14 protein-coding genes are annotated in these 17,819 nt (G+C 65.8%); 8 read left to right on the top strand and 6 right to left on the bottom strand.

Translation table 11 applies throughout. The features are described 5' to 3' along the window. The first annotated feature begins 2 nt into the window (after positions 1 to 2). From GQR91_RS18440 to GQR91_RS18475, 8 genes are all read left to right on the top strand, one after another. Positions 3 to 2,408 carry a VirB4 family type IV secretion/conjugal transfer ATPase gene (locus GQR91_RS18440; RefSeq protein ID WP_149683098.1) on the top strand — a complete coding sequence of 802 codons (2,406 nt, stop codon included), beginning with the start codon at positions 3 to 5 and terminating at the stop codon, positions 2,406 to 2,408. Beyond that, entirely contained in the window at positions 2,405 to 3,580 is a 1,176-nt protein-coding gene (locus GQR91_RS18445) for a TrbL/VirB6 family protein (protein ID WP_149683099.1), read from the top strand. Before GQR91_RS18440 ends, GQR91_RS18445 begins: the two co-directional genes overlap by 4 nt. Positions 3,581 to 3,766: 186 nt before the next feature. Then, entirely contained in the window at positions 3,767 to 4,513 is a 747-nt protein-coding gene (locus tag GQR91_RS18450; protein WP_149683100.1) for a TrbG/VirB9 family P-type conjugative transfer protein, read from the top strand. 1 nt (position 4,514) lies between these two features. Continuing rightward, positions 4,515 to 5,639: a TrbI/VirB10 family protein gene (locus GQR91_RS18455; RefSeq protein ID WP_235904118.1), complete on the top strand. Its 1,125-nt coding sequence runs from the start codon at positions 4,515 to 4,517 to the stop codon at positions 5,637 to 5,639. After that, positions 5,636 to 6,646: a P-type DNA transfer ATPase VirB11 gene (gene virB11, locus GQR91_RS18460; RefSeq protein ID WP_149683101.1), complete on the top strand. Its 1,011-nt coding sequence runs from the start codon at positions 5,636 to 5,638 to the stop codon at positions 6,644 to 6,646. Before GQR91_RS18455 ends, virB11 begins: the two co-directional genes overlap by 4 nt. Before the next feature lie 40 nt (positions 6,647 to 6,686). Further along, the gene (locus GQR91_RS18465; protein ID WP_149683102.1) at positions 6,687 to 6,866 is read left to right on the top strand and encodes a twin-arginine translocase TatA/TatE family subunit; all 180 of its coding nucleotides are present in this window, start codon (positions 6,687 to 6,689) and stop codon (positions 6,864 to 6,866) included. Between the two features lie 12 nt (positions 6,867 to 6,878). Then, positions 6,879 to 9,041 carry an ATP-binding protein gene (locus GQR91_RS18470; protein WP_268878321.1) on the top strand — a complete coding sequence of 721 codons (2,163 nt, stop codon included), beginning with the start codon at positions 6,879 to 6,881 and terminating at the stop codon, positions 9,039 to 9,041. Then, the gene (locus GQR91_RS18475) at positions 9,038 to 9,973 is read left to right on the top strand and encodes a hypothetical protein (RefSeq protein WP_149683103.1); all 936 of its coding nucleotides are present in this window, start codon (positions 9,038 to 9,040) and stop codon (positions 9,971 to 9,973) included. Before GQR91_RS18470 ends, GQR91_RS18475 begins: the two co-directional genes overlap by 4 nt. Positions 9,974 to 10,053: 80 nt before the next feature. Here the strand turns inward: GQR91_RS18475 and GQR91_RS18480 are convergent, their stop codons facing one another. The 6 genes from GQR91_RS18480 to GQR91_RS18510 all read right to left on the bottom strand — a co-directional run bounded on the left by GQR91_RS18480 (position 10,054) and on the right by GQR91_RS18510 (position 17,810). Next, positions 10,054 to 10,374, bottom strand: coding sequence for a hypothetical protein (locus tag GQR91_RS18480; protein WP_149683104.1), 321 nt, complete (start codon positions 10,372 to 10,374; stop codon positions 10,054 to 10,056). A 27-nt stretch (positions 10,375 to 10,401) separates the two neighbouring features. Further along, the gene (locus GQR91_RS19700) at positions 10,402 to 12,231 is read right to left on the bottom strand and encodes a DUF6065 family protein (RefSeq protein WP_235904119.1); all 1,830 of its coding nucleotides are present in this window, start codon (positions 12,229 to 12,231) and stop codon (positions 10,402 to 10,404) included. 11 nt (positions 12,232 to 12,242) lie between these two features. Then, on the bottom strand, positions 12,243 to 14,291 hold the full coding sequence (locus GQR91_RS18495; protein WP_149683105.1) for a TonB-dependent receptor: 2,049 nt from the start codon (positions 14,289 to 14,291) through the stop codon (positions 12,243 to 12,245). Between the two features lie 5 nt (positions 14,292 to 14,296). Beyond that, positions 14,297 to 15,541: a HupE/UreJ family protein gene (locus tag GQR91_RS18500; RefSeq protein ID WP_160146832.1), complete on the bottom strand. Its 1,245-nt coding sequence runs from the start codon at positions 15,539 to 15,541 to the stop codon at positions 14,297 to 14,299. A 32-nt stretch (positions 15,542 to 15,573) separates the two neighbouring features. After that, positions 15,574 to 16,683, bottom strand: coding sequence for a DUF3500 domain-containing protein (locus GQR91_RS18505; RefSeq protein ID WP_149683107.1), 1,110 nt, complete (start codon positions 16,681 to 16,683; stop codon positions 15,574 to 15,576). 338 nt (positions 16,684 to 17,021) lie between these two features. Next, on the bottom strand, positions 17,022 to 17,810 hold the full coding sequence (locus tag GQR91_RS18510; RefSeq protein WP_235904120.1) for a response regulator: 789 nt from the start codon (positions 17,808 to 17,810) through the stop codon (positions 17,022 to 17,024). Positions 17,811 to 17,819: the final 9 nt, after the last annotated feature.

The following is a 17,819-nucleotide window of genomic DNA, read 5'->3' on the forward strand; positions in this document are numbered from 1 at the left end:
TCATGCGTAAGTGGATGGGACCGGCAGCTTGGGGACCACGCGAGGCAAAGGCGGGCGACCGCCTGCCTTATGGCCGCCTTGTCGACGAGCAGACCCTGGCGTTGCGCGACGGCGCCGTGATGCGGACGATCGCCGTGCCGGGCATCGGGTTCGAAACGGAGGATTCGGAGCAGCTCGACCATCTGCTGGCCGTGCGCGAGACGATGTTGCGCAGCGCACTCGATGCGCGGTTCATCGTCTATCATCACGTCGTCCGGCGCCGGGTCGAGGCGACGCTCGCAGAGGCGGGAGATGATCCGTTTTCGCGCGAACTCGATCGACGCTGGAATGCGATCCGCGCCTCACGCCGCCTCTATGTCAACGACCAGTATCTCACGATCCTGCGCCGCCCGGCACGCGGCAAGACGGGCTGGGCGGAGAAGCTGAGTCGCCGCATCAACGGCCAGGGCGACCCAGAGCCCGGCACGATCCGTGAACTCGACACCGCCATCACGGCCCTCGTCGCCGGACTGTCAGGGTATGGCGCCCGGGTGCTCGGCGGTTATGACGGCGCGGGTGGTCGCTGCTCCGAGCCGTTGGAACTCCTGTCGGCGCTCTACAACGGGGAAAGCCGTCCGGTGCTGGCGCCGGCAGGAGACGTCGATTGCGGGCGATATCTCCCCTATACCCGGGTGAGCTTCGGCCTCGACGCGATCGAGACGAGGGGCGCTGGCGACCGCCGGTTCTCGGCCATGGTGTCGATCAAGGAATACCCCGATGCCACGCGCGCGGGGCTGGTCGACAATCTGCTACGTCTGCCCAACGAACTGGTGCTGACCGAAAGCTTCGCGCCGGCCGACCGCCAGGTCGCACGCGAGCGGATCGACCTCGCGCTGCGCCGGCTGAAATCAGCCGACACCGAAGCGGCGGCTGAACGGGCCGAGATGATGACGGCACGCGATGGCCTGGGCGCCGGACAGATCGGCTTCGGCGATCATCACCTCTCCCTTCTGGTTCGCGCCGACACGCTGCCGGACCTGGAGCACGCGGCGGCGCAAGCCGGGGCCGCGCTGGCGGATATGGGAACGATCGCGGTTCGCGAGGATGTCGGCTTGGAGCCGAGCTTCTGGGGGCAGTTTCCGGGCAACGAAACCTACGTCGTTCGCCGCTCGCTGATCTCGACGGCCAATGCCGCGGGTTTCCTCTCGCTTCACGGTTTCCCCCAAGGTCGCGCGAGCGACAATCATTGGGGCGACGCGGTCAGCGTCCTCGAGACCACCAGCGCCACGCCCTATTTCTTCAACTTCCACGAAGGCGACCTCGGCAATTTCACGGTGATCGGCCCGTCGGGGTCGGGAAAGACGGTGGCGCTGAACTTCCTCGCGGCACAGGCACAGCGCTTCGGGCCGCGGCTCGTCTTTTTCGACAAGGATCGGGGCGCCGAGATCTTCCTGCGCGCGATCGGCGGCCACTATGCCCGGCTCGTCCCCGGTGAGCCGACCGGCATGAACCCGCTCGCGCTGCCGGGAACGCCCGCCAACCAGGCCTTCCTGCGCGACTGGCTCGCCGTGCTGCTGAACGCCGAAGGTCCGGAAGAGCTGGCGACGATCGCGGCAGCGGTCGCGGCGGCCTATGATCACGATGTCGCATTTCGGCGTCTGCGCTACCTCGGCGAACTGCTGGGCGGCGCGCGACGTCCCGAAGCCGGCGATCTCGTGCATCGGTTGCAGCCCTGGATCGGCTCCGGCGAGCACGCCTGGCTGTTCGACAATGCCTCGGACCGGCTCGATCTCGATGCACGCACGCTGGGCTTCGACATGACCCAGCTGCTCGACAATCCGCGGCTGCGGACGCCCGCCATGATGTACCTGTTCCATCGCATCGACGAGCGGTTGGACGGATCGCCGACCACGATCCTGATCGATGAAGGCTGGAAGGCGCTCGACGATCCGGTCTTCGCCTCGCGTATCCGCGACTGGTTGAAGACCTTGCGCAAACGCAACGCGCTCGTCGGTTTCGCAACGCAGTCGGCCGGGGATGCTCTTGGCAGCAGCATCGCGTCGGCAATCGTCGAACAGACCGCGACCATGATCTTCATGCCCAACGCAAAGGCGAAGGCGGAAGATTACTGCACGGGCTTCAATCTGTCGGAGCATGAGCTGGCGCTCATCCGCGCGTTGCCGGCGGAAAGCCGATGCTTTCTCGTCCGGCATGCCAACCATTCGGTTGTGGTGCGGCTCGACCTCACGGGCACCGGCGAGATGCTGATGGTCCTGTCCGGTCGGGAAGCGACGGTCAGGAAGCTCGATGCCATCAGGGCCGATGCCGGTGATGATCCGGCCGCCTGGTATCCGCGGCTCACCGGTGCAGCATGGCCCGGCGGTCCTCCCGAGCATGAGGCCCCGTGGTATATGGAGGCAGCAGAATGAACGGTTGTGGGTCTTTCGGGGCGGATGGGCCCGACGGCATCGGGTCCGCCCTGCGCGTGATCGACTGCCAGACGGCGCAGGGAACCGCGCACGCGTTCGACCGCCTTTTCGGCGCGAATGGCGGATTGCTGCCGGCACTGACCATCCTGCTCACGCTCTACGTGGCCTGGATGGCGGTCGGTCTCCTTACCGGGCGGGCGCGGATCGGCCTCTCCGGACTGACGCCGCGGATGCTGACGCTGGGCGCGGTGCTGACATTCGCGACGTCCTGGACCGCGTATCAGAGCGTCGTCTGGAACCTTCTGGTCGGCGCTCCCGATCAGGTCGCTGGTTTGTTGCTTGGGACACACGGATCAGCGACGGCATTGTTCGGGGATCGCCTCGATCGCCTGTTCGGCGCGGTCGCAGAGGCGGCGCAAGCCGCGCAAAAGGCGCAAGCGCAGGACGCGAAAGGATGGCAACCCGCCGACCTCCTGTGGCTTTCGACCATGTTGCTGCTGTTGGGAACGGCCGGCGTGCTCATCACCGCCAGGATCGCGCTCGCCGCTCTGCTGGCGCTCGGACCGATCTTCCTCGTCCTGGCAATCTTCCGCGGCACGCGGGGCTTGTTCGAGGGCTGGGTCAAGGCCGCCGTTCTGTTCGCTGTCGTTCCCTTGTTCTCGGTCCTGATCGGCGGGGGAGCGATCATCATTCTCACGCCGGTGGCGGAGAATCTCGGATCCGAGCCGACCATGCAGCAGGCGGCGGCCGTCTTTCTCGGCGCTGCGGTCTATTGCGCCTTGATGACGATGGTTCTGAAGGTGGCCGGACAACTCGTTGCGGGATGGCGTCTGGCCGGTGCGGGCGAGGAGCGGGATGCCGATCGAGCAGCCCCCTCGATCGCGACCCCCGCACCGTCCTCGAGCATCTTCATGCCCTCCGCTCAAAGTGCCTCGCACCCTGGCCAAGATGAACGGGTGCGTGCTCTGACGGCGGCGATCGCGTCCGCGCCGACCGCGCAGGGCGTGATCTCCGCAGCGGGAGTCGGATCTGCCGGGCGCGCCTCCGAACGCGTGGTTGTCGCGCCGGTGGCGCCCGCGAGCAATGTCGTTGCCTTGCGTCCAATGACGAGTGCGGCGCCGCGAGCATCGGCCTTGGGACGATCGATAGCCGGGGCATCCCGCCCCCGCTGACGATGGAGGATCGAACGCGTGGAGAAGCGCTCTGGTCATGCTGGCGGCCAGGGCGCTTCCTCATGTCCGCAAGAGCGCCGTGCCGGACACAACATTTCCGCCGACCGGCAATGCCCGGGACAAAACATCCGGACAAACCAAAGCACCGATCACGAGGCAGCGTGCCATTTGAAGAGGAAGACACGCATGAAGACGATCCTGCTCGCGCTGGCGGCCAGCGCATCGGTTCCCGCCCTGGCATCCGACCCACGGATCGCTACGAAATTCTATGACGAGGGACGCGTGGTTCGCTTCGAAGGCCGTGCCAACCTTCAATCAACGATCGCCTTCGGCGAAGGAGAGCGGATCGAGAATGTCGCGATCGGAGACTCGAGCCGCTGGCAGGTGACGCCCAACAAGCGCGCCAACGTCTTGTTCATCAAGCCGGTCGCCATATCGGCGCGGACCAACATGACGGTCATTACCGACCGGCATACCTACCTGTTCGAACTGGTCGCCTCGCCGCGCGCGCCCTCGACCTATCTGCTGCGGTTCACCTATCCTGCACCGCCACCAGCGCCTCCGGCCCCCGAGCCCAAGGAAGCAGTCCAGGTGGCTGCAACGCCGCCTGTCCCGGCGACGCCCCTGCAGCTCCACTTCGGCTGGGCCGCAAAGGGCGACAAGGCACTGATGCCCGAACGCAGCTTCGACGACGGAAACTCCCTCTATCTCTCCTGGCCGCAAGACCGGCCGGTGCCGGCGGTACTGACCATCGGCCCTGACGGCACGGAGGGGCCGACCAACTTCGCCGTTCGTGGCGACTATATCGTCGTGGAGGGTGTGCCGACCCGGGTCGTCCTGCGCTCGGGCAAATCAGCCCTCACTCTCGCGGCACCCACGCCGGCGAGATCGACCAGCCCGATCAACCCACAGACCCAGACGGCGGAACGTTGATATGAGCACCAACACCCTGACGCGCTCCACCGGCCTGGTTCCGTTCGCTGGATTGGAGGATCCGCGCCGCTCGATGGACGAAGGCGCCCTAGTCGCTGCCAGCAACAACGGCTTTCCGATCGTCGCGACGCGCGTCGCGCGCCGCGATCGTGCGGGACTCGCCGCAGGGGCAGCCGGCGCCTTGCTGCTCGGAGGGCTCACCCTCTGGTCGATGAGCGGCACGACACCGCATCCGGCGGCGCCCGTTGCCAAGGCGCCGGCTCCGATCAAGGCGGCGGTCCCTATTCAGCCGGCAGCACCGGCGGTGCCCATTGCTCCACCGACCGCTGCACAGGAAACGGCGATTGCGCAGGCAACCCAACCCGCGACGGCCGCGCGGAGCGGCGTCGATGCCGCGCATTCACCGGTGATGGTGTGGGATACCTCGGGCGCGCCCGAAGTGGGCGCGTCGGCACCAACGGCGGTCGCTCCCCCCAGTCCCACCAAGATCACCGCGCCGCAGCCGCTCTCCGACAATGAGTCGTTCGCCACGCGGATGGCGGATGGTGGGGCCGACCAGGCCAGCGCCACCCGCATCGTCGATCCCGCCAACACCGTCACTCAGGGCACCTTGATCCCTGCGGTGCTCGAGACCGCGATCGATAGCGATCTTCCGGGCTATGCCCGTGCAGTCGTCAGTTCGGATGTCCGCTCCTTCGATGGAAGCCGTGTTCTGGTCCCGCGGTCGTCGCGGCTGATCGGCCAGTACAAGAGCGGCCTCGCGGCCGGACAGACCCGCGCCTATGTCATGTGGACCCGGCTGATCCGTCCCGACGGCGTGACCGTCCAGCTGGCGTCGCCCGGCGTCGAATATTCGGGTGCCTCCGGCCTGACCGGAGAGGTGAACAGCCATTTCATGAAGCGCTTCGGCGCTGCGACATTGCTGTCGGTCGTCGGTGGCATCGGCGCGCTGGCGAGTAGCGGGACGTCGCTGGTGCTGTCCGGTGGCACGAGCGCCGCCTCCGTGGCGGCGCAGCGGGATGCCCAGATACCGCCCACTATTCGCATCCGGCAGGGCCAACCGATCCGTGTGTTCACGGCGCGTGATCTCGATTTCTCAACCGTTGGCGGGAGTGTCCAGCCATGACGTCGACCGCACATCTGCGCCTCCCTGACCCGGCGATCGGGGGCGATGTCGTCCCGCTGCGTGGCACGACCGATGTCTACCTCGCCGCCTATCTGGCGCCGTTCGCCTCTTGGTTCGCCGATGACACGGTTACCGAGATCCTCGTCAACGAGCCGGGGTTGGTGTGGATCGAGGCAGGCGGGACCATGCGTCGCGAAAAGGTGCCGGCGATCGACGACCAGGCGATCCGCCGTCTTGCCGAGCAGGTCGCGCGCGTCAGCCACCAGGGGATCAACCGCGAGCGACCGCTTCTTGCGGCGACGTTGCCGGACGGCACCCGCGTTCAGTTCGCCGGGCCGCCCGCCACCCGGGGGCACTGGGCAATGGCGATGCGGCGACATCGGCTCGTCGAAACGACGCTGGACGCCTATGCACGGCCGCGGGACGGCGCGGCTCAGGCTGTCCCACCGGAAGCGGATGCGGCAGAGGATCCGATCGGATATCTCCGCGCGTGCGTCGCCGCGCGTCGCACCATCCTGATCAGTGGCGGCACCTCATCGGGCAAGACGACATTTCTCAACGCGCTGCTGCGTGAGGTGTCGCCGGAGCAACGGATTGTGATCGTCGAGGATACGCCCGAGATCCGCTTGGCGGGCGGGAACGGCATCGGTCTGCTCGCGGTCAAGGGAGAGACGGGGGAAGCGCGTGTCACCACGGACGACCTGCTGCAGGCAGCGTTGCGGTTGCGCCCCGATCGGATCGTGTTGGGCGAGCTTCGCGGCGTGGAGGCGGTAAGCTTCCTGCGCGCGATCAACACCGGCCACCCCGGCTCATTCTCCACGATCCATGCCAACAGCCCGGCGGGTGCGCTGGACCAGCTCGCCTTGATGGTGATGCAGGCCGGTCTCGGTCTTAGTCGGATGGATACGCTCGCCTACGCCAAGTCGGTGATCGATGTGGTCGTCCAGCTCGATCGGCAGGATGGCCGGCGGGGAATCGCCGCGGTGACGCCGACGAGCAATCTTTGAGACACAACTGCAAGCAAGTAGGGACGAGAGGAGAAAAGAGATGGGTTCGATGAGCATGGTGCATTGGGTTGTCGTCGTCGCGGCAATGACCTTGTTGTTCGGCGGCGGCCGTATCGCGAGCAGCATGGGCGATCTGGGCAAGGGTCTGAAGGCTTTCCGGCGTGAGATGGCGGACGCAGAAGCAGCTCCGCCACGACTGGAAGCGCCGGCTGACCATTGATAGCATTGCATCGTGGCAGTGACGGAACAGGCAGGACGGCGCGATCGTAGGCTGGGGAGGTTCTCCGGCCCGCCGCTGATCGTCCGGTTCATCGGCTTGGTCGTCGGCGCGCTGATTGCTGCGCAGCTGGTGACCTTGCTGTTGACACTTGTCCTGCCGCCAGCCCCGCCACGCGAATATGCCCTCGCCGATATCGCGGCCGCGCTGCGAAACGAAGATCAGGCGGGCGACCGGTTCGACAGGGTGGTACAGTCCGGTCCACCTGATCTTTCTACGCAGGGTTGGTTCGTCTCGGAAAGCTCGCGTGACAAGCTGGCCGGTCTTCTGCGCCGGCCGGTGGCCGACGTTGCCCTCGGCTTCTATACGCAATTGCCGGTCGGAGGCGCGGTGGAGCCGGTCTCGGCGCCCGACCGCCTGCCTGATGACGCCGAGCGCCAGAGAGGTGCGGCGGCGGAGCCGATCGCGCCTCCGGCGGCGCTAGCAGCGGCGGCGATGCAGGAGGCGACGCTTGTTCCGGCCGTACTCTTCGAGACGCGCGCAGTGATGACGCCCGCTGCCTTGCTGCAGGTTGGCCCCGGAGGTCCGCCCGGAGGCGGCTTCCCCGGGGGAGGGCCGCCTGGGGGCGGCTTCCCCGGTTCCGGTCTTCCTGGCGGCGGTTTTCCGCAGTCGCTCCCGCCGGCGGGGCGTCCGCAAAGCCAAGTGCCGCTCCCACAAGTCCCCAGGCAGCCTCAGATCGACCGGCAGCCGCTGTCAATGCCCTCGGCGTCGAGCCCCGCTCCCAGCACCGCGCAAGGGGCCTCCGCAGGTCCCCCGCCTCAGTCGGCGTTGCCTACGGTCCCCTCGCAGGCAGGGCCGCCGACCGGATTGAACGGTCCACAGTCGCCCGGTGCGATTGGCGGCTTGCCTCCACAACTGCCGCTAGTGCCGGACGTCACGCAGGGTCGTCGCGGCGACCTGCCGGTCCCGCAAAGCGCACCGACGGCGACACGGACGCCGACGTCAAGGTCTCTCAGCGAGGCGCTGGTAGCCCCTGAGGCCTTGCTTCCGAACCGGACGGTGCCGATTCCCGCGACCCCAGCGATCTCGCTGCCGGAGGAGGCCGCAAGCCCGACGACCGACGCTGCGCCGGTCGTGGCGCCGGCACCTGCGCCGATCGGCACGCCGGTGCCCATTGTTCGACCATCGACGGGGTTCTTCGGGCTTGCACCGTCGCCTTTCGTGGAGGGCGATTTCATCGCCGGTGTTCGGAGACCGGATGGTCGTTGGGTGGTCGTCAGTCCGCGGGCCGAAGGCTTCCCGAACGCCTGGCAGCGACGCGTCGCGCTATGGTTCTTGCTGTCGCTGCTCGCGGTCGCGCCGATCGCATGGCTGTTCGCACGACGCATCGTTGGGCCGCTCAACGATTTCGCCTATGCAGCGGATGTACTGGGGCGCGACCCAGGCGCGGCGGTTCTGCCCCTTGACGGACCCGCCGAGATCGGTCGAGCAGCGCATGCCTTCAACCAGATGCAGAGCCGTCTTCGCAGCTTTGTCGACGATCGGACCGCCATGATCGGGGCGATCAGCCATGACCTGCGGACGCCGCTCACTCGGCTTCGATTCCGAATCGAGGATGTGCCCGACGATCAGCAGGAGGGATTGCGCGAGGAGGTGGCGGAAATGGAGGAGATGATTTCTTCCGTGATCGCGTTCATGCGGGACGCGTCCATCCCCAACGCGAGGGAACGCCGGGACTTCGCCGAATTGGTCGATGACGTGATCGAAGACGCGACGATGTTGGGAGACGTGGAAACAGGTCGACTTGAAAGCGCGATCGTCGACATCGATCCTTTGGGGATGCGCCGCGTGCTCGACAACTTGCTGACCAACGCAATGAAGTACGGGGGAGGGCACACCCGTGTGGCGCTGACGGTTGAGAATGATATCGCCATCGCCGACATCATCGATAACGGCCCCGGGGTTCCCGACAGCGAGCTCGAGCGGATTTTCGAACCCTTTTATCGTAGCGAGGCGGCGCGGACCTCCGGTCGGGAGGGCAGTGGTCTCGGCCTGGCCGTGTGTCGCTCGATCGCACGGGCCCATGGCGGTGACGTTGCGCTGTTTCGTTCGGCCGATGGCTTCACGGCTCGCGTGACTCTGCCACTCGCTTTCACCGACGATCGCCGGGCCGCGTGACGTTGGTTCTACATCGGCTGTCCTATGTCTGTGCGGCGCTGGTAACGGCGTTTTTCGGGTATCCAGGGGCCGCGGGTGCGCAAACCGTGGAAAACGAAGGCGAGAGTACGACCGAAGCTGGGGTGCGATCGTCGCAAGCGCCTGATCAGGACCCGCCATCTCAGCCAGACTGGATCGCGACGGTCAGCGCCGGGGTGATCGATCGCGACGGTGACGCCACCAGGCCGTTCTTCGTAGGCGGCCTCAGCCGGCGGCTCGGACGTGGCTATGTTCGCGTTGCGGCCACAGAGTTCCGAAGCGCGCTCCGCCAGATCGATGCGGTGCTCCCCTCTCGATATACCATCGTGTCCGCTGGTGTCGGCGGCACCTTCGGCAGTTGGTTCGTCGATGCGTACGGCTCGATCGGTCGGCAGAAATATGGCGGCGTGACGACGAATCTCGGGACGCGCGAGAGTCAGGTTGGCGATAGCAGCGGCATCTACGGCGCTGCCGTGAGCGGCGGCCGCTTCGTCGCCCTCAGCCGCCGTCTCTACCTGACCCCGAGCGCGGCTATCCAGTACAGCGCCAGCAGAGCACTGCGTTCAACGATCTCGATGCAGGGGCCGCTGGACTATGAAACGGACGAGCGAGCCTGGACGGGTAGCGCAACGCTCAGGCTGGATCGATATCTCGGAGGTTCGAACCAGCATCTTGCCGGCCTGTCGATCAGCCGTGTTCAGACGAGCAACGGTGCAACCGCCCTATCGGCAGGCGGCGGGCCGGGGGTCAGCGCAACGACGGTGAGCGTGGCCGATGGCTGGTTCATCTTAGGATCCTCGGCAGCCATCCGCGTTGCGCCCCGGCTGTGGCTGGACGGTGCTCTCAACCGGACTTTCGGGGCCCAATCCGGCAATTATGTCGTCGGCTCGCTTGGCCTGAGGATCGGGTTCTAATCGCAAGTATCGTGGACGCGGTCGTGCCGGCGCTCGGCGCGTTTGACGGGTTCGGAGACAGTCGGAGGGAGGGCCGGTGGTTACGGCTGTCGACCGTCCACGTAGTTTGCCGTGAACTGCTCGACCATCGCCATGAACGTCGCGCGTCGTTCGGCGACCGCCGTTCTGATGCTCGTCAGCTCGTTCGCCAGTGCGGCAGGGGCCTGCTCATCCAGGCGACGACACCGCCCCTCATCGATCCCCTCGGCACACACGACCATGTCACCGAGGAACTCCTGGTCGATAACGCCGACCGTCGTGAGCCTCGCGATCAACAGCGCAAGTGCGTCCATGACGACGAGCGTCTCGATCTGCGTTTCGCGGATTTGCTCTGTCAGCTCAACGATCAGCCGTTCATCCATCTTGCCCCCGATCGATACCCCGATGACCTACGCCTCTGCGTTGACGGGAAAGTCGCTGTAGGCGTCGTTCGGCCAGACGAAATCGGTGTAGGTCAGCATGACACTGAAGGAGAGCGACCGGACCTGGTGCCACCACCCCACGGGGATGAAGAGAGCATCGCCTGGCGCCAGATCCACGACCATCCTCTGCGCGGAGGCCGCCATCGGAAAGCGGCGGATTGCTGCCGGGTCCTCGATGTCATGCACGTCGCTGAACACGTGTCGGGTATTGGCGAGTTTGTCGGTTTCGCCGGGCGGCAGGAGATGCAGCCGCTTGGTGCCCACGATCTGCACCAGCAGGTTGTTGGTGAGATCGTGATGGAGGGGCGTGAATGTGCCGGCCGGTCCGATCCACAACATGCCCGGTCGGCCGGTAAGATAGGGGATCCATCCGACGTCGCGCTGCAAGGGAGCGAAGGCCTTCTGGTTCGCCTCGCTGTTATAGGCGGTGATGTAGGCGTCATTGCCTCCATCTCCGCTGGTGACCTCGGCGATATAGCGATCGAACGGCATCATTTGTGTATGCCGATCCTTGGCAAGCTCGAAGTCGCTCGCGGCATTCCGACCGCCCTGGAAGGTTATCGGCGTGTTGCCGATCCGCTCCGCGAGCCGCTGCGACGTCCAGTCCCGGGCTGCAGGCCATGACGCGGCCAGCCCCTCAAGAACGACGGGACGACCGGTCGCATAGAAGAGGTCGAGGAATGCCTCTGGCGACGGCGCGGAGAGGCGCGGGATCGATCGTGGCGCCGGGCTCAACGCCCTTTGTCGCTCATCAACACGCGCCAGCCATGCCTGCCGAGCGGTCGACCGCATCCCCGCCTGTGTGGCGGCGGGCCCCATGGGCATCGTGGCGTGCTGGGAGACGAGCAAGCGGGTCGGAAGGCCGGGGAGGGTCTGCTGCGGAGGGGCGGCGCGCGACGCTTCGAAGCCGATGTTGCGAAGGGTCATCGCCATCACGTCGGCATCCAGCGCCGGACCAGCATAAAGCGGCATGCGAGGCGCAGGCTTCCTCTCGGCAAGAAGAGGGCTAGCCGGCATCGGCTTCGCCGCTTTGCCACGAACCGGGCAGCGCGGCACCGTGTCTTGGCTCGCGAATGAGGAAAGCCGCAGCTTGGACTCGTGATCCGCTGCACCTGGTTCGCCATTCGGATCGACGCCACGATAATATAGCTTCTGCCACTTGTCCGCCGGCGCGGTGGGCTGGGTGCGACGGACATGTTCCTGGAAGGCGTCTCGCGAAGCGCTCCACTGCGAGAACGCTGAGTCGAGCTCGGGCGCGTCAGCGAGAGGCCGGATCACCGGCCGAACCTCGTCGAGGACGCCGCGCTGCACCGGGAACAGGAAGCAGAACGGCTCATCTTCCTCGAAGCGCACCCACTCACGCGCGCGTGTGAAGCGCCAGTTCATCGTGAAGGTGTAGGGCGACCAATCCGTTTCGATGACCCCGGCAAGCGGCGCGAGGCCATGTTTGGCGGCGTTCGGGGGACCGCCGACCCAGAGATTCCAGCCCGGCGAGGTTCGAAAAAGCCCCTCGACGTGGAAGGTGATCGTGCCGGCACCGAACAACGAGACCGGACGGTGATGCGCGCTGGCGTCGGTATCGAACTGGAGCTCGACCGCATCCGCGCCCTTTCCCCCGTTCCAGCGCGCACGAAAGCCGCACGGTGAGCCGATCTCCCAGCCATGCGCGTTCGCGATCGCCAGCGGTAGACAGCGATAGGCGAAGCTTTCCGGCGTGGCATCCATCCAATCGCGCTTCGGCGTTGCCGGCCTCAGCCGCGGTGCCCAGCTCGGATGCACGTAGCAGGTCAGTTCCACCGGCCCCTCGCTCAAAAGCTGTACCGGATCGATGCGCGCACCTGGCGGGGTTCGACCGGGTGTAGGTGATAGTCGTCGACGCCCTCCGCTGGCTCGCCCGGCAGGCGCGACGCGTAGAAATAGGTGATGTCAGCGTCACGACTGTCAAAGAGGTTCAGGACGTCGATGCCGAGCCGCGCTTTTCCAATCGTGTAATAGGCGCCGGCGTTGACGAGGGTGGTTGGCCTCGATCGCGCGCTATTGTCTTCGATCAGCGGCGCGGAGCCGAAATGACGCACCCTGGCAGTGATGCTCAACGGCCCGGTCGGCGTCCAGGTCGCGCCACCAGACAGCACCTCTCCAACCGCGTTTGGAATGCGATCTTCCCCGGCGGCAACGCCGCGGAAACGGGCATTGGTGAGCGCCCCCTGCGCGTCGAGCACCAGCGTCGGCGACGCGCGCCAGAACAAGGTCGCCTCGGCACCGTAGCGTCGCGATGCCGCGTTGGGTTCGGTCGAACCGGCGTCCCCGACGAAAACCAGCTCGGAGGCGAGCGTCAGATGATAGGCAACGAGCGTCGCCGTGATCGATCGGGTCTCCAGTCGCGCGCCAAGCTCCTGACCACGCGCACGGACAAGGAGTGGGACGCGATCGGCCGCGACACCGGTCGCCGGGTCGACTGTCACCGTCGCACCGCGCGCGTCGTTGGAGTGATAGCTCTCCCCGTAGTTCGCATAGAGTTCGAGCGTGGGCATCACCCGCCACGCGAGCGACGCTTTGGGTGCGAGCAAGGCGTCCGATCCCGATCCGCTGTTGGCAGCGAGGTCTGACCGCACGTCGTAGCCGTACATGGCGAGGTTCGCACCAAGGTGCAGGCGCAACGACGGCGCAAGGTGCGTTTCCATGTCGCCCCAAAGGTTCGCACTGCCCTCGTCGACCCGGTCCTGGCGGATGCTGCCAGTCCGACGCCCTTGCGTGCTGGTGTAGAGCCCGACCCGCCCGATCAGGTCATACCGGAGGTCGGCACCTAGCCTGAATGTAGTCGGACGACCGAGCACTTCGCCTTGCGCGAACGCGTGCTGCAGTGAACCGCCGAAGATGCCGCGCCGGTCGGCCTGCTGGAATTGGTCGCCGTTGACGGGATCGTTCAGGTAATAGGTGAAGTTTGAGGTAAGGCCGAAGTCGTAATAGGTCGCGAAGGCGGTCGCTCGTGTCCCGCCCGCGCGCCATTCGCCGACTGCATCGAACCGTGTCGTCCGCCCGCCCAACGTCGGATCGATAAAACCGAAGCGAGAGATCGCGCCGCTTTCGATCGCCCGCAGCGGAACCTGGTCGGTCGATGTCCACGTCGCGTGATAGGCGTCGAGCTTGATACTCCAACCGGCAGTGTCGCTGCCGTGGCTGAGCTTCGCAAGCGCATTGATCTTGCGGAGGTCTTCGTCGAGCACCCAGGGCCCATTACTGAGGGTGCCGTCAAGCGCGAGAAGAAGCGTAGTGTTGCCGATCGCACCGCTACCCGCGGCCAGCACCCGGGCATAGCCATAGCTCCCGACAGTCGCTTCCGCGATCGGTCGCGCAAGCGCGTCGGCGGTCTTGAAGCGGACGGTCCCTGCCGCAGAGAAGTCACCGGCCTCGGCCGCATACGGCCCCTTGCCATAGTCGATCCGTTCGACCAGCTCGGGGATCAGGAAGTTGAGGTCGAGATAGCCTTGGCCGTGACCATGACTGCGCATGTTGATCGGTACGCCGTCAACGAAACCGGCGAGATCGGTGCCGTGGTCGAGGTTGAAGCCCCGAAGAAAATACTGGTTCGCCTTGCCGGTGCCCGAATGTTGGGTCGCAATCAGACCCGGAACGTTTTCTGCCAGCTCGCCGACCCGCGAGACGGGCCGGTTGGCGAAATCATCATAGCCGACGGTTCCCTCGGAACCGCTGGTCGCAGTTCCGATCTGGGGCAGCGCGCGACCATAGACGACGATTTCACTGTCGGGCGCGTCCGGCTTCTCAGAAGCGGTCGTTTGTTGAGCAAGGGCCTCAGCCGGGATCACGCACAATGAGATCCCGGCGATCGCCGCCTTCATGCACCTCACGCCGACGGCTCGCCGCTTCTCTCGGCCCTCGCTCTGGCGAAGATGAGGATGGCTGCAAGCGCGAGCGCGACCACCAGCCACGGCGCAACACCGCTCAGTCCCTCCAATGCGGCGGACACCGGATTGGGCGATCCTGTTAGTCGCTCGATTGCCCAACCGAGCGACGCGGTCGCGGCAAAGATGGCACCCGCGATACGGAAGGGCGTGTAGCGGCCCGACCATGCGAGCAGCATCAACCACGGCACGACGGCCGCAACGACGAGGAGCTGCACGACCTCGATCCCGAGGTTGAAGCCGAGCACCGCGGCCGCCTTGTTCCACCCGTCGAGCCCGCCGCCCGCGATCACCTGGCTGAACGCGAGGCCGTGCACCAAGCCAAATCCGGCCGCCACCCAGGCTTCGCGGCCGTGCAAGAGCGGGCGCCAGGCATGAAGCGCGGACACGAAGATGGAGAGTGCGATCGCGACTTCGACCGGCGTCGTCGGGATCCTCACATTGCCGAACGCTCCGACGATCAGCGTGAGCGAATGGCCGAGCGTGAACGCCGTGACGAGCTTGGCAAGGCGGATCAGCGTGCGCCGGGTGCCGATATAGCTGCCCCAACGCCTGCCACCCTCACGAATCAGCGGTGCAGGCAGAAGAAGGGCGAGGAGGAAGAGCAGGTGGTCGGTGCCATCGGCAATATGGGCCATACCCAGTCGCAAGACGGCGACGAAACCGGTCCAGAACGATCCCTGCTTGCGATCGACGTCGATCCCGGTCGTGATGAAACGGATCGTTCCGAGCAGCTGTGGCTCACCGCCGAAAACGCCGTTGGCCCAGTCCGAACGGGCGAACACCAACACCGTGTGCGTCATCACCTCGTGATTGATGACGGAATAGTTGAAGCGGAAGCGGCGAACCGGCGCGCCGGGGGGAGGGGTCAGAGTTAGGTGGGCGATCAGGTCTGCGTGACCCTGGTCGAGACTTTGATCGATCTTGAGCGTGTCGACGCGAACCTGCCACGGACGACCGTCCGGGGCGACCGGTTTGACATGTTCGAGCAGATAGGCCGGGAGTTCGCGTCGATAGCGCTCCACCGTCTCATTCGGCTTGTCCATGATGGGGCGCTTGAACCCGAGCTCGAACTGGTCGAGCGGCATGTCGAGTTCGAGGCCGACATCGTCGCGACGGAAGTCGAGCAAGGCTGCGGTACCCGGCAATGCGTGGGCAAGCGCTGCCGCTCCCGAGATCAGGAGCATCAGCGCTGCCAGCCAGCGAACGTGACGAGAGATCATGTACCGCTGAAGTTGCTCGAGCCGTTGCCGAACTGGCCGCCATAATCGGCCACCTTATCGCGCCAGATGCTGTGGTAGTGGACCTGGCTGCTATACAGGACGCCTTGCTGCACGACGAATTCGATCCAGACGCGCGGGCCATCCACGCGGATGTAGGATCGCTGGCTGGAGGTGCCGGACGGGAAGGGGCCGAAGTCCGCGGTCCCGCCCTGACCCTTGGCATAGCCCACATAGGTCGAGGCGAGCTGGCTGCTGCTTTCGTACACGCCTAGCAGCGTGCTCGCGCGATCCGATGGCTGCGTGTTGACATAGGCCTCGATCATGGCGCGCACGAGCGCCTGGGTGGACGTGTCGAGGCTGCTGTACAGAAGTCCCCGCCCGGTGGTCGGATAGGCGAGCGAGCCGAAGTTGCTGTCCGAGTTGCCGTTCGCGCCCGCGACGACGTCGTTATACGTGCCGCTCAGCAGCGCGCCGGACGCGAAGGTGCTGCTGGCCTGCAGCGCTTGGGCGAGATTGTAGGCAGCTACGCGCTGGGTCTCCACCGGCGCATGCTGGGTGCCGCTCGTGGAGGCGGTGATGGATCCGTTCACGAGCACCGAGCCGGACGAGGTGACGACCCAGTTCGGTGGCTCGACGCCGATGAAGGCCGGCGAACCGGAGACATAGGTCCCGTTGTAGGTGATGTTGTACGCCAGATGGTGGCCGGCGATCTGCAGCATCCACGGCGAGGTCGTCGACGGCGTTCCGAGGATCGCAATCGAGTAGAGCCCCGAACCATAGCCATTGGCGTTCAGCACGTCGTCCGCGCGGCGGATCTCGTCTTGCGTCAGCTTCCCCGAGGCGCTGAGCGCGGTCGCCATGAGATTCTCGGCGGCGGTGAGCTGAGCGGTCGTCAGCGTCGACGTATTCAGCCGCAGCCCTTGGCGGTTACCGGGCAGATTGGTCCACTGGATGGCATTCGCGCGGGTAAACGTGAAGCGGACCGTGCTGGTCGTCCCGGCCGTGCTGGTCTCGGTTGTCTGCGTGCTGTTGAGCGTCCCTAGGAACGTGTTGGCCGCGGCGACGACGGCCGCCGTGCCCGTGCCTTGGCTGACGCCGGTACCCACGCCGTTCGCGCTCGAGGTGGGGGTGGGGGTCGGCGTTGGGGTCGGCGTAGGAGTCGGGGTCGGCGTGGGGGTGGGCGTCGGCGTGGGCGTCGGTGTCGTAACCGAGCCGGAGCTCGAACCGTCGCCGCAACTGGTCAGAGCGAGGAAAGACGCGAGAATGAGGTGCGAAGCGGTTGTCTTTAGAAGGCGCATATGATCCTCCATCCCTTTGGCCGTTTCCCCAGCCTTACAACTCTTTATATTCATCTATGTGTCAAACACTGCAACAATCGCCGTACGGTACGCTTTTGCCCTTGTAAGACTTGGCGAAAGCGCTGGCCCCTCTCACACCAAAGGGGTTACCGGGTCACCTCTGGGGTGAAGATATAGCCCTCGTTGCGGACGGTGCGGATGAGTTCCAGACTCCCGACCCTTCCCGACAACTTGCGCCGCAGGCGACTGATCTGCACATCGACAGCTCGGTCGAAATGCTCCCTGTTCACCCCTAGCGCGAAGTCCAGAAGCTGGTTGCGCGACAGCACCCGATGCGGTCGTTGAACAAAGGTATGCAGCATCCTGAACTCGCCATCCGACAGGCTTACGATCAGGCCGTTCGGATCGAACAGCGTTCGCGTCGTTGCATCCAATATCCATCCGGCGAATCGATAGAGCTCGCGTTCCGCGTCCAGGAAGCGTCGGACGCGCGCGGATGGACCCTGTCGCTCGCACCGGCGCAGAACGGTACGGATCCGCGCGACCAGTTCACGGGGATTGAGCGGCTTTTGCATGAAGTCTTCCGCCCCGATCTCCAAGGCGATGATTCCATCGACATCGGCACCGCCCGCGGACAAGGCGATGACGGGCGGCGCGCCCACTTGCTGCAGGTCGCGCAGGGCGGCCAACGAGTCTTCTCCCGGCATCATCAGGTCCAGGACGATCAGGTCGAAGGCATGCGACGCAAGAAGCTCCCGCATCGAAGCCAGGCGCGCTGCCTGAGCGCAGCCATATCCCTGCCGGCCGAGATGATCCGCCAGCACCATGCGAAGGCGATCCTCCCCTTCCGTGATGAGGATGTTCAAGCGGTCGGACAGGCCGGAGCCTTGACCGCACCCGCCTTGCACATGGGCCGGATCCATCGTGTTCGCCAACTTTCGTCG

Origin of the sequence: Sphingomonas carotinifaciens, assembly GCF_009789535.1 — a bacterium.
Classification (GTDB): Bacteria; Pseudomonadota; Alphaproteobacteria; order Sphingomonadales; family Sphingomonadaceae; genus Sphingomonas; species Sphingomonas carotinifaciens.

What these genes read in the sequence shown, in the direction of transcription:
- GQR91_RS18500 (WP_160146832.1), bottom strand. Translation starts at nt 15,541, where the DNA reads ATGCTCCTGATCTCGGGAGCGGCAGCGCTTGCCCACGCATTGCCGGGT.
- GQR91_RS18440 (WP_149683098.1), top strand. Translation starts at nt 3, where the DNA reads ATGCGTAAGTGGATGGGACCGGCAGCTTGGGGACCACGCGAGGCAAAG.
- GQR91_RS18450 (WP_149683100.1), top strand. Translation starts at nt 3,767, where the DNA reads ATGAAGACGATCCTGCTCGCGCTGGCGGCCAGCGCATCGGTTCCCGCC.
- GQR91_RS18480 (WP_149683104.1), bottom strand. Translation starts at nt 10,374, where the DNA reads ATGGATGAACGGCTGATCGTTGAGCTGACAGAGCAAATCCGCGAAACG.
- GQR91_RS18445 (WP_149683099.1), top strand. Translation starts at nt 2,405, where the DNA reads ATGAACGGTTGTGGGTCTTTCGGGGCGGATGGGCCCGACGGCATCGGG.
- GQR91_RS18495 (WP_149683105.1), bottom strand. Translation starts at nt 14,291, where the DNA reads ATGAAGGCGGCGATCGCCGGGATCTCATTGTGCGTGATCCCGGCTGAG.
- virB11 (WP_149683101.1), top strand. Translation starts at nt 5,636, where the DNA reads ATGACGTCGACCGCACATCTGCGCCTCCCTGACCCGGCGATCGGGGGC.
- GQR91_RS18455 (WP_235904118.1), top strand. Translation starts at nt 4,515, where the DNA reads ATGAGCACCAACACCCTGACGCGCTCCACCGGCCTGGTTCCGTTCGCT.
- GQR91_RS18465 (WP_149683102.1), top strand. Translation starts at nt 6,687, where the DNA reads ATGGGTTCGATGAGCATGGTGCATTGGGTTGTCGTCGTCGCGGCAATG.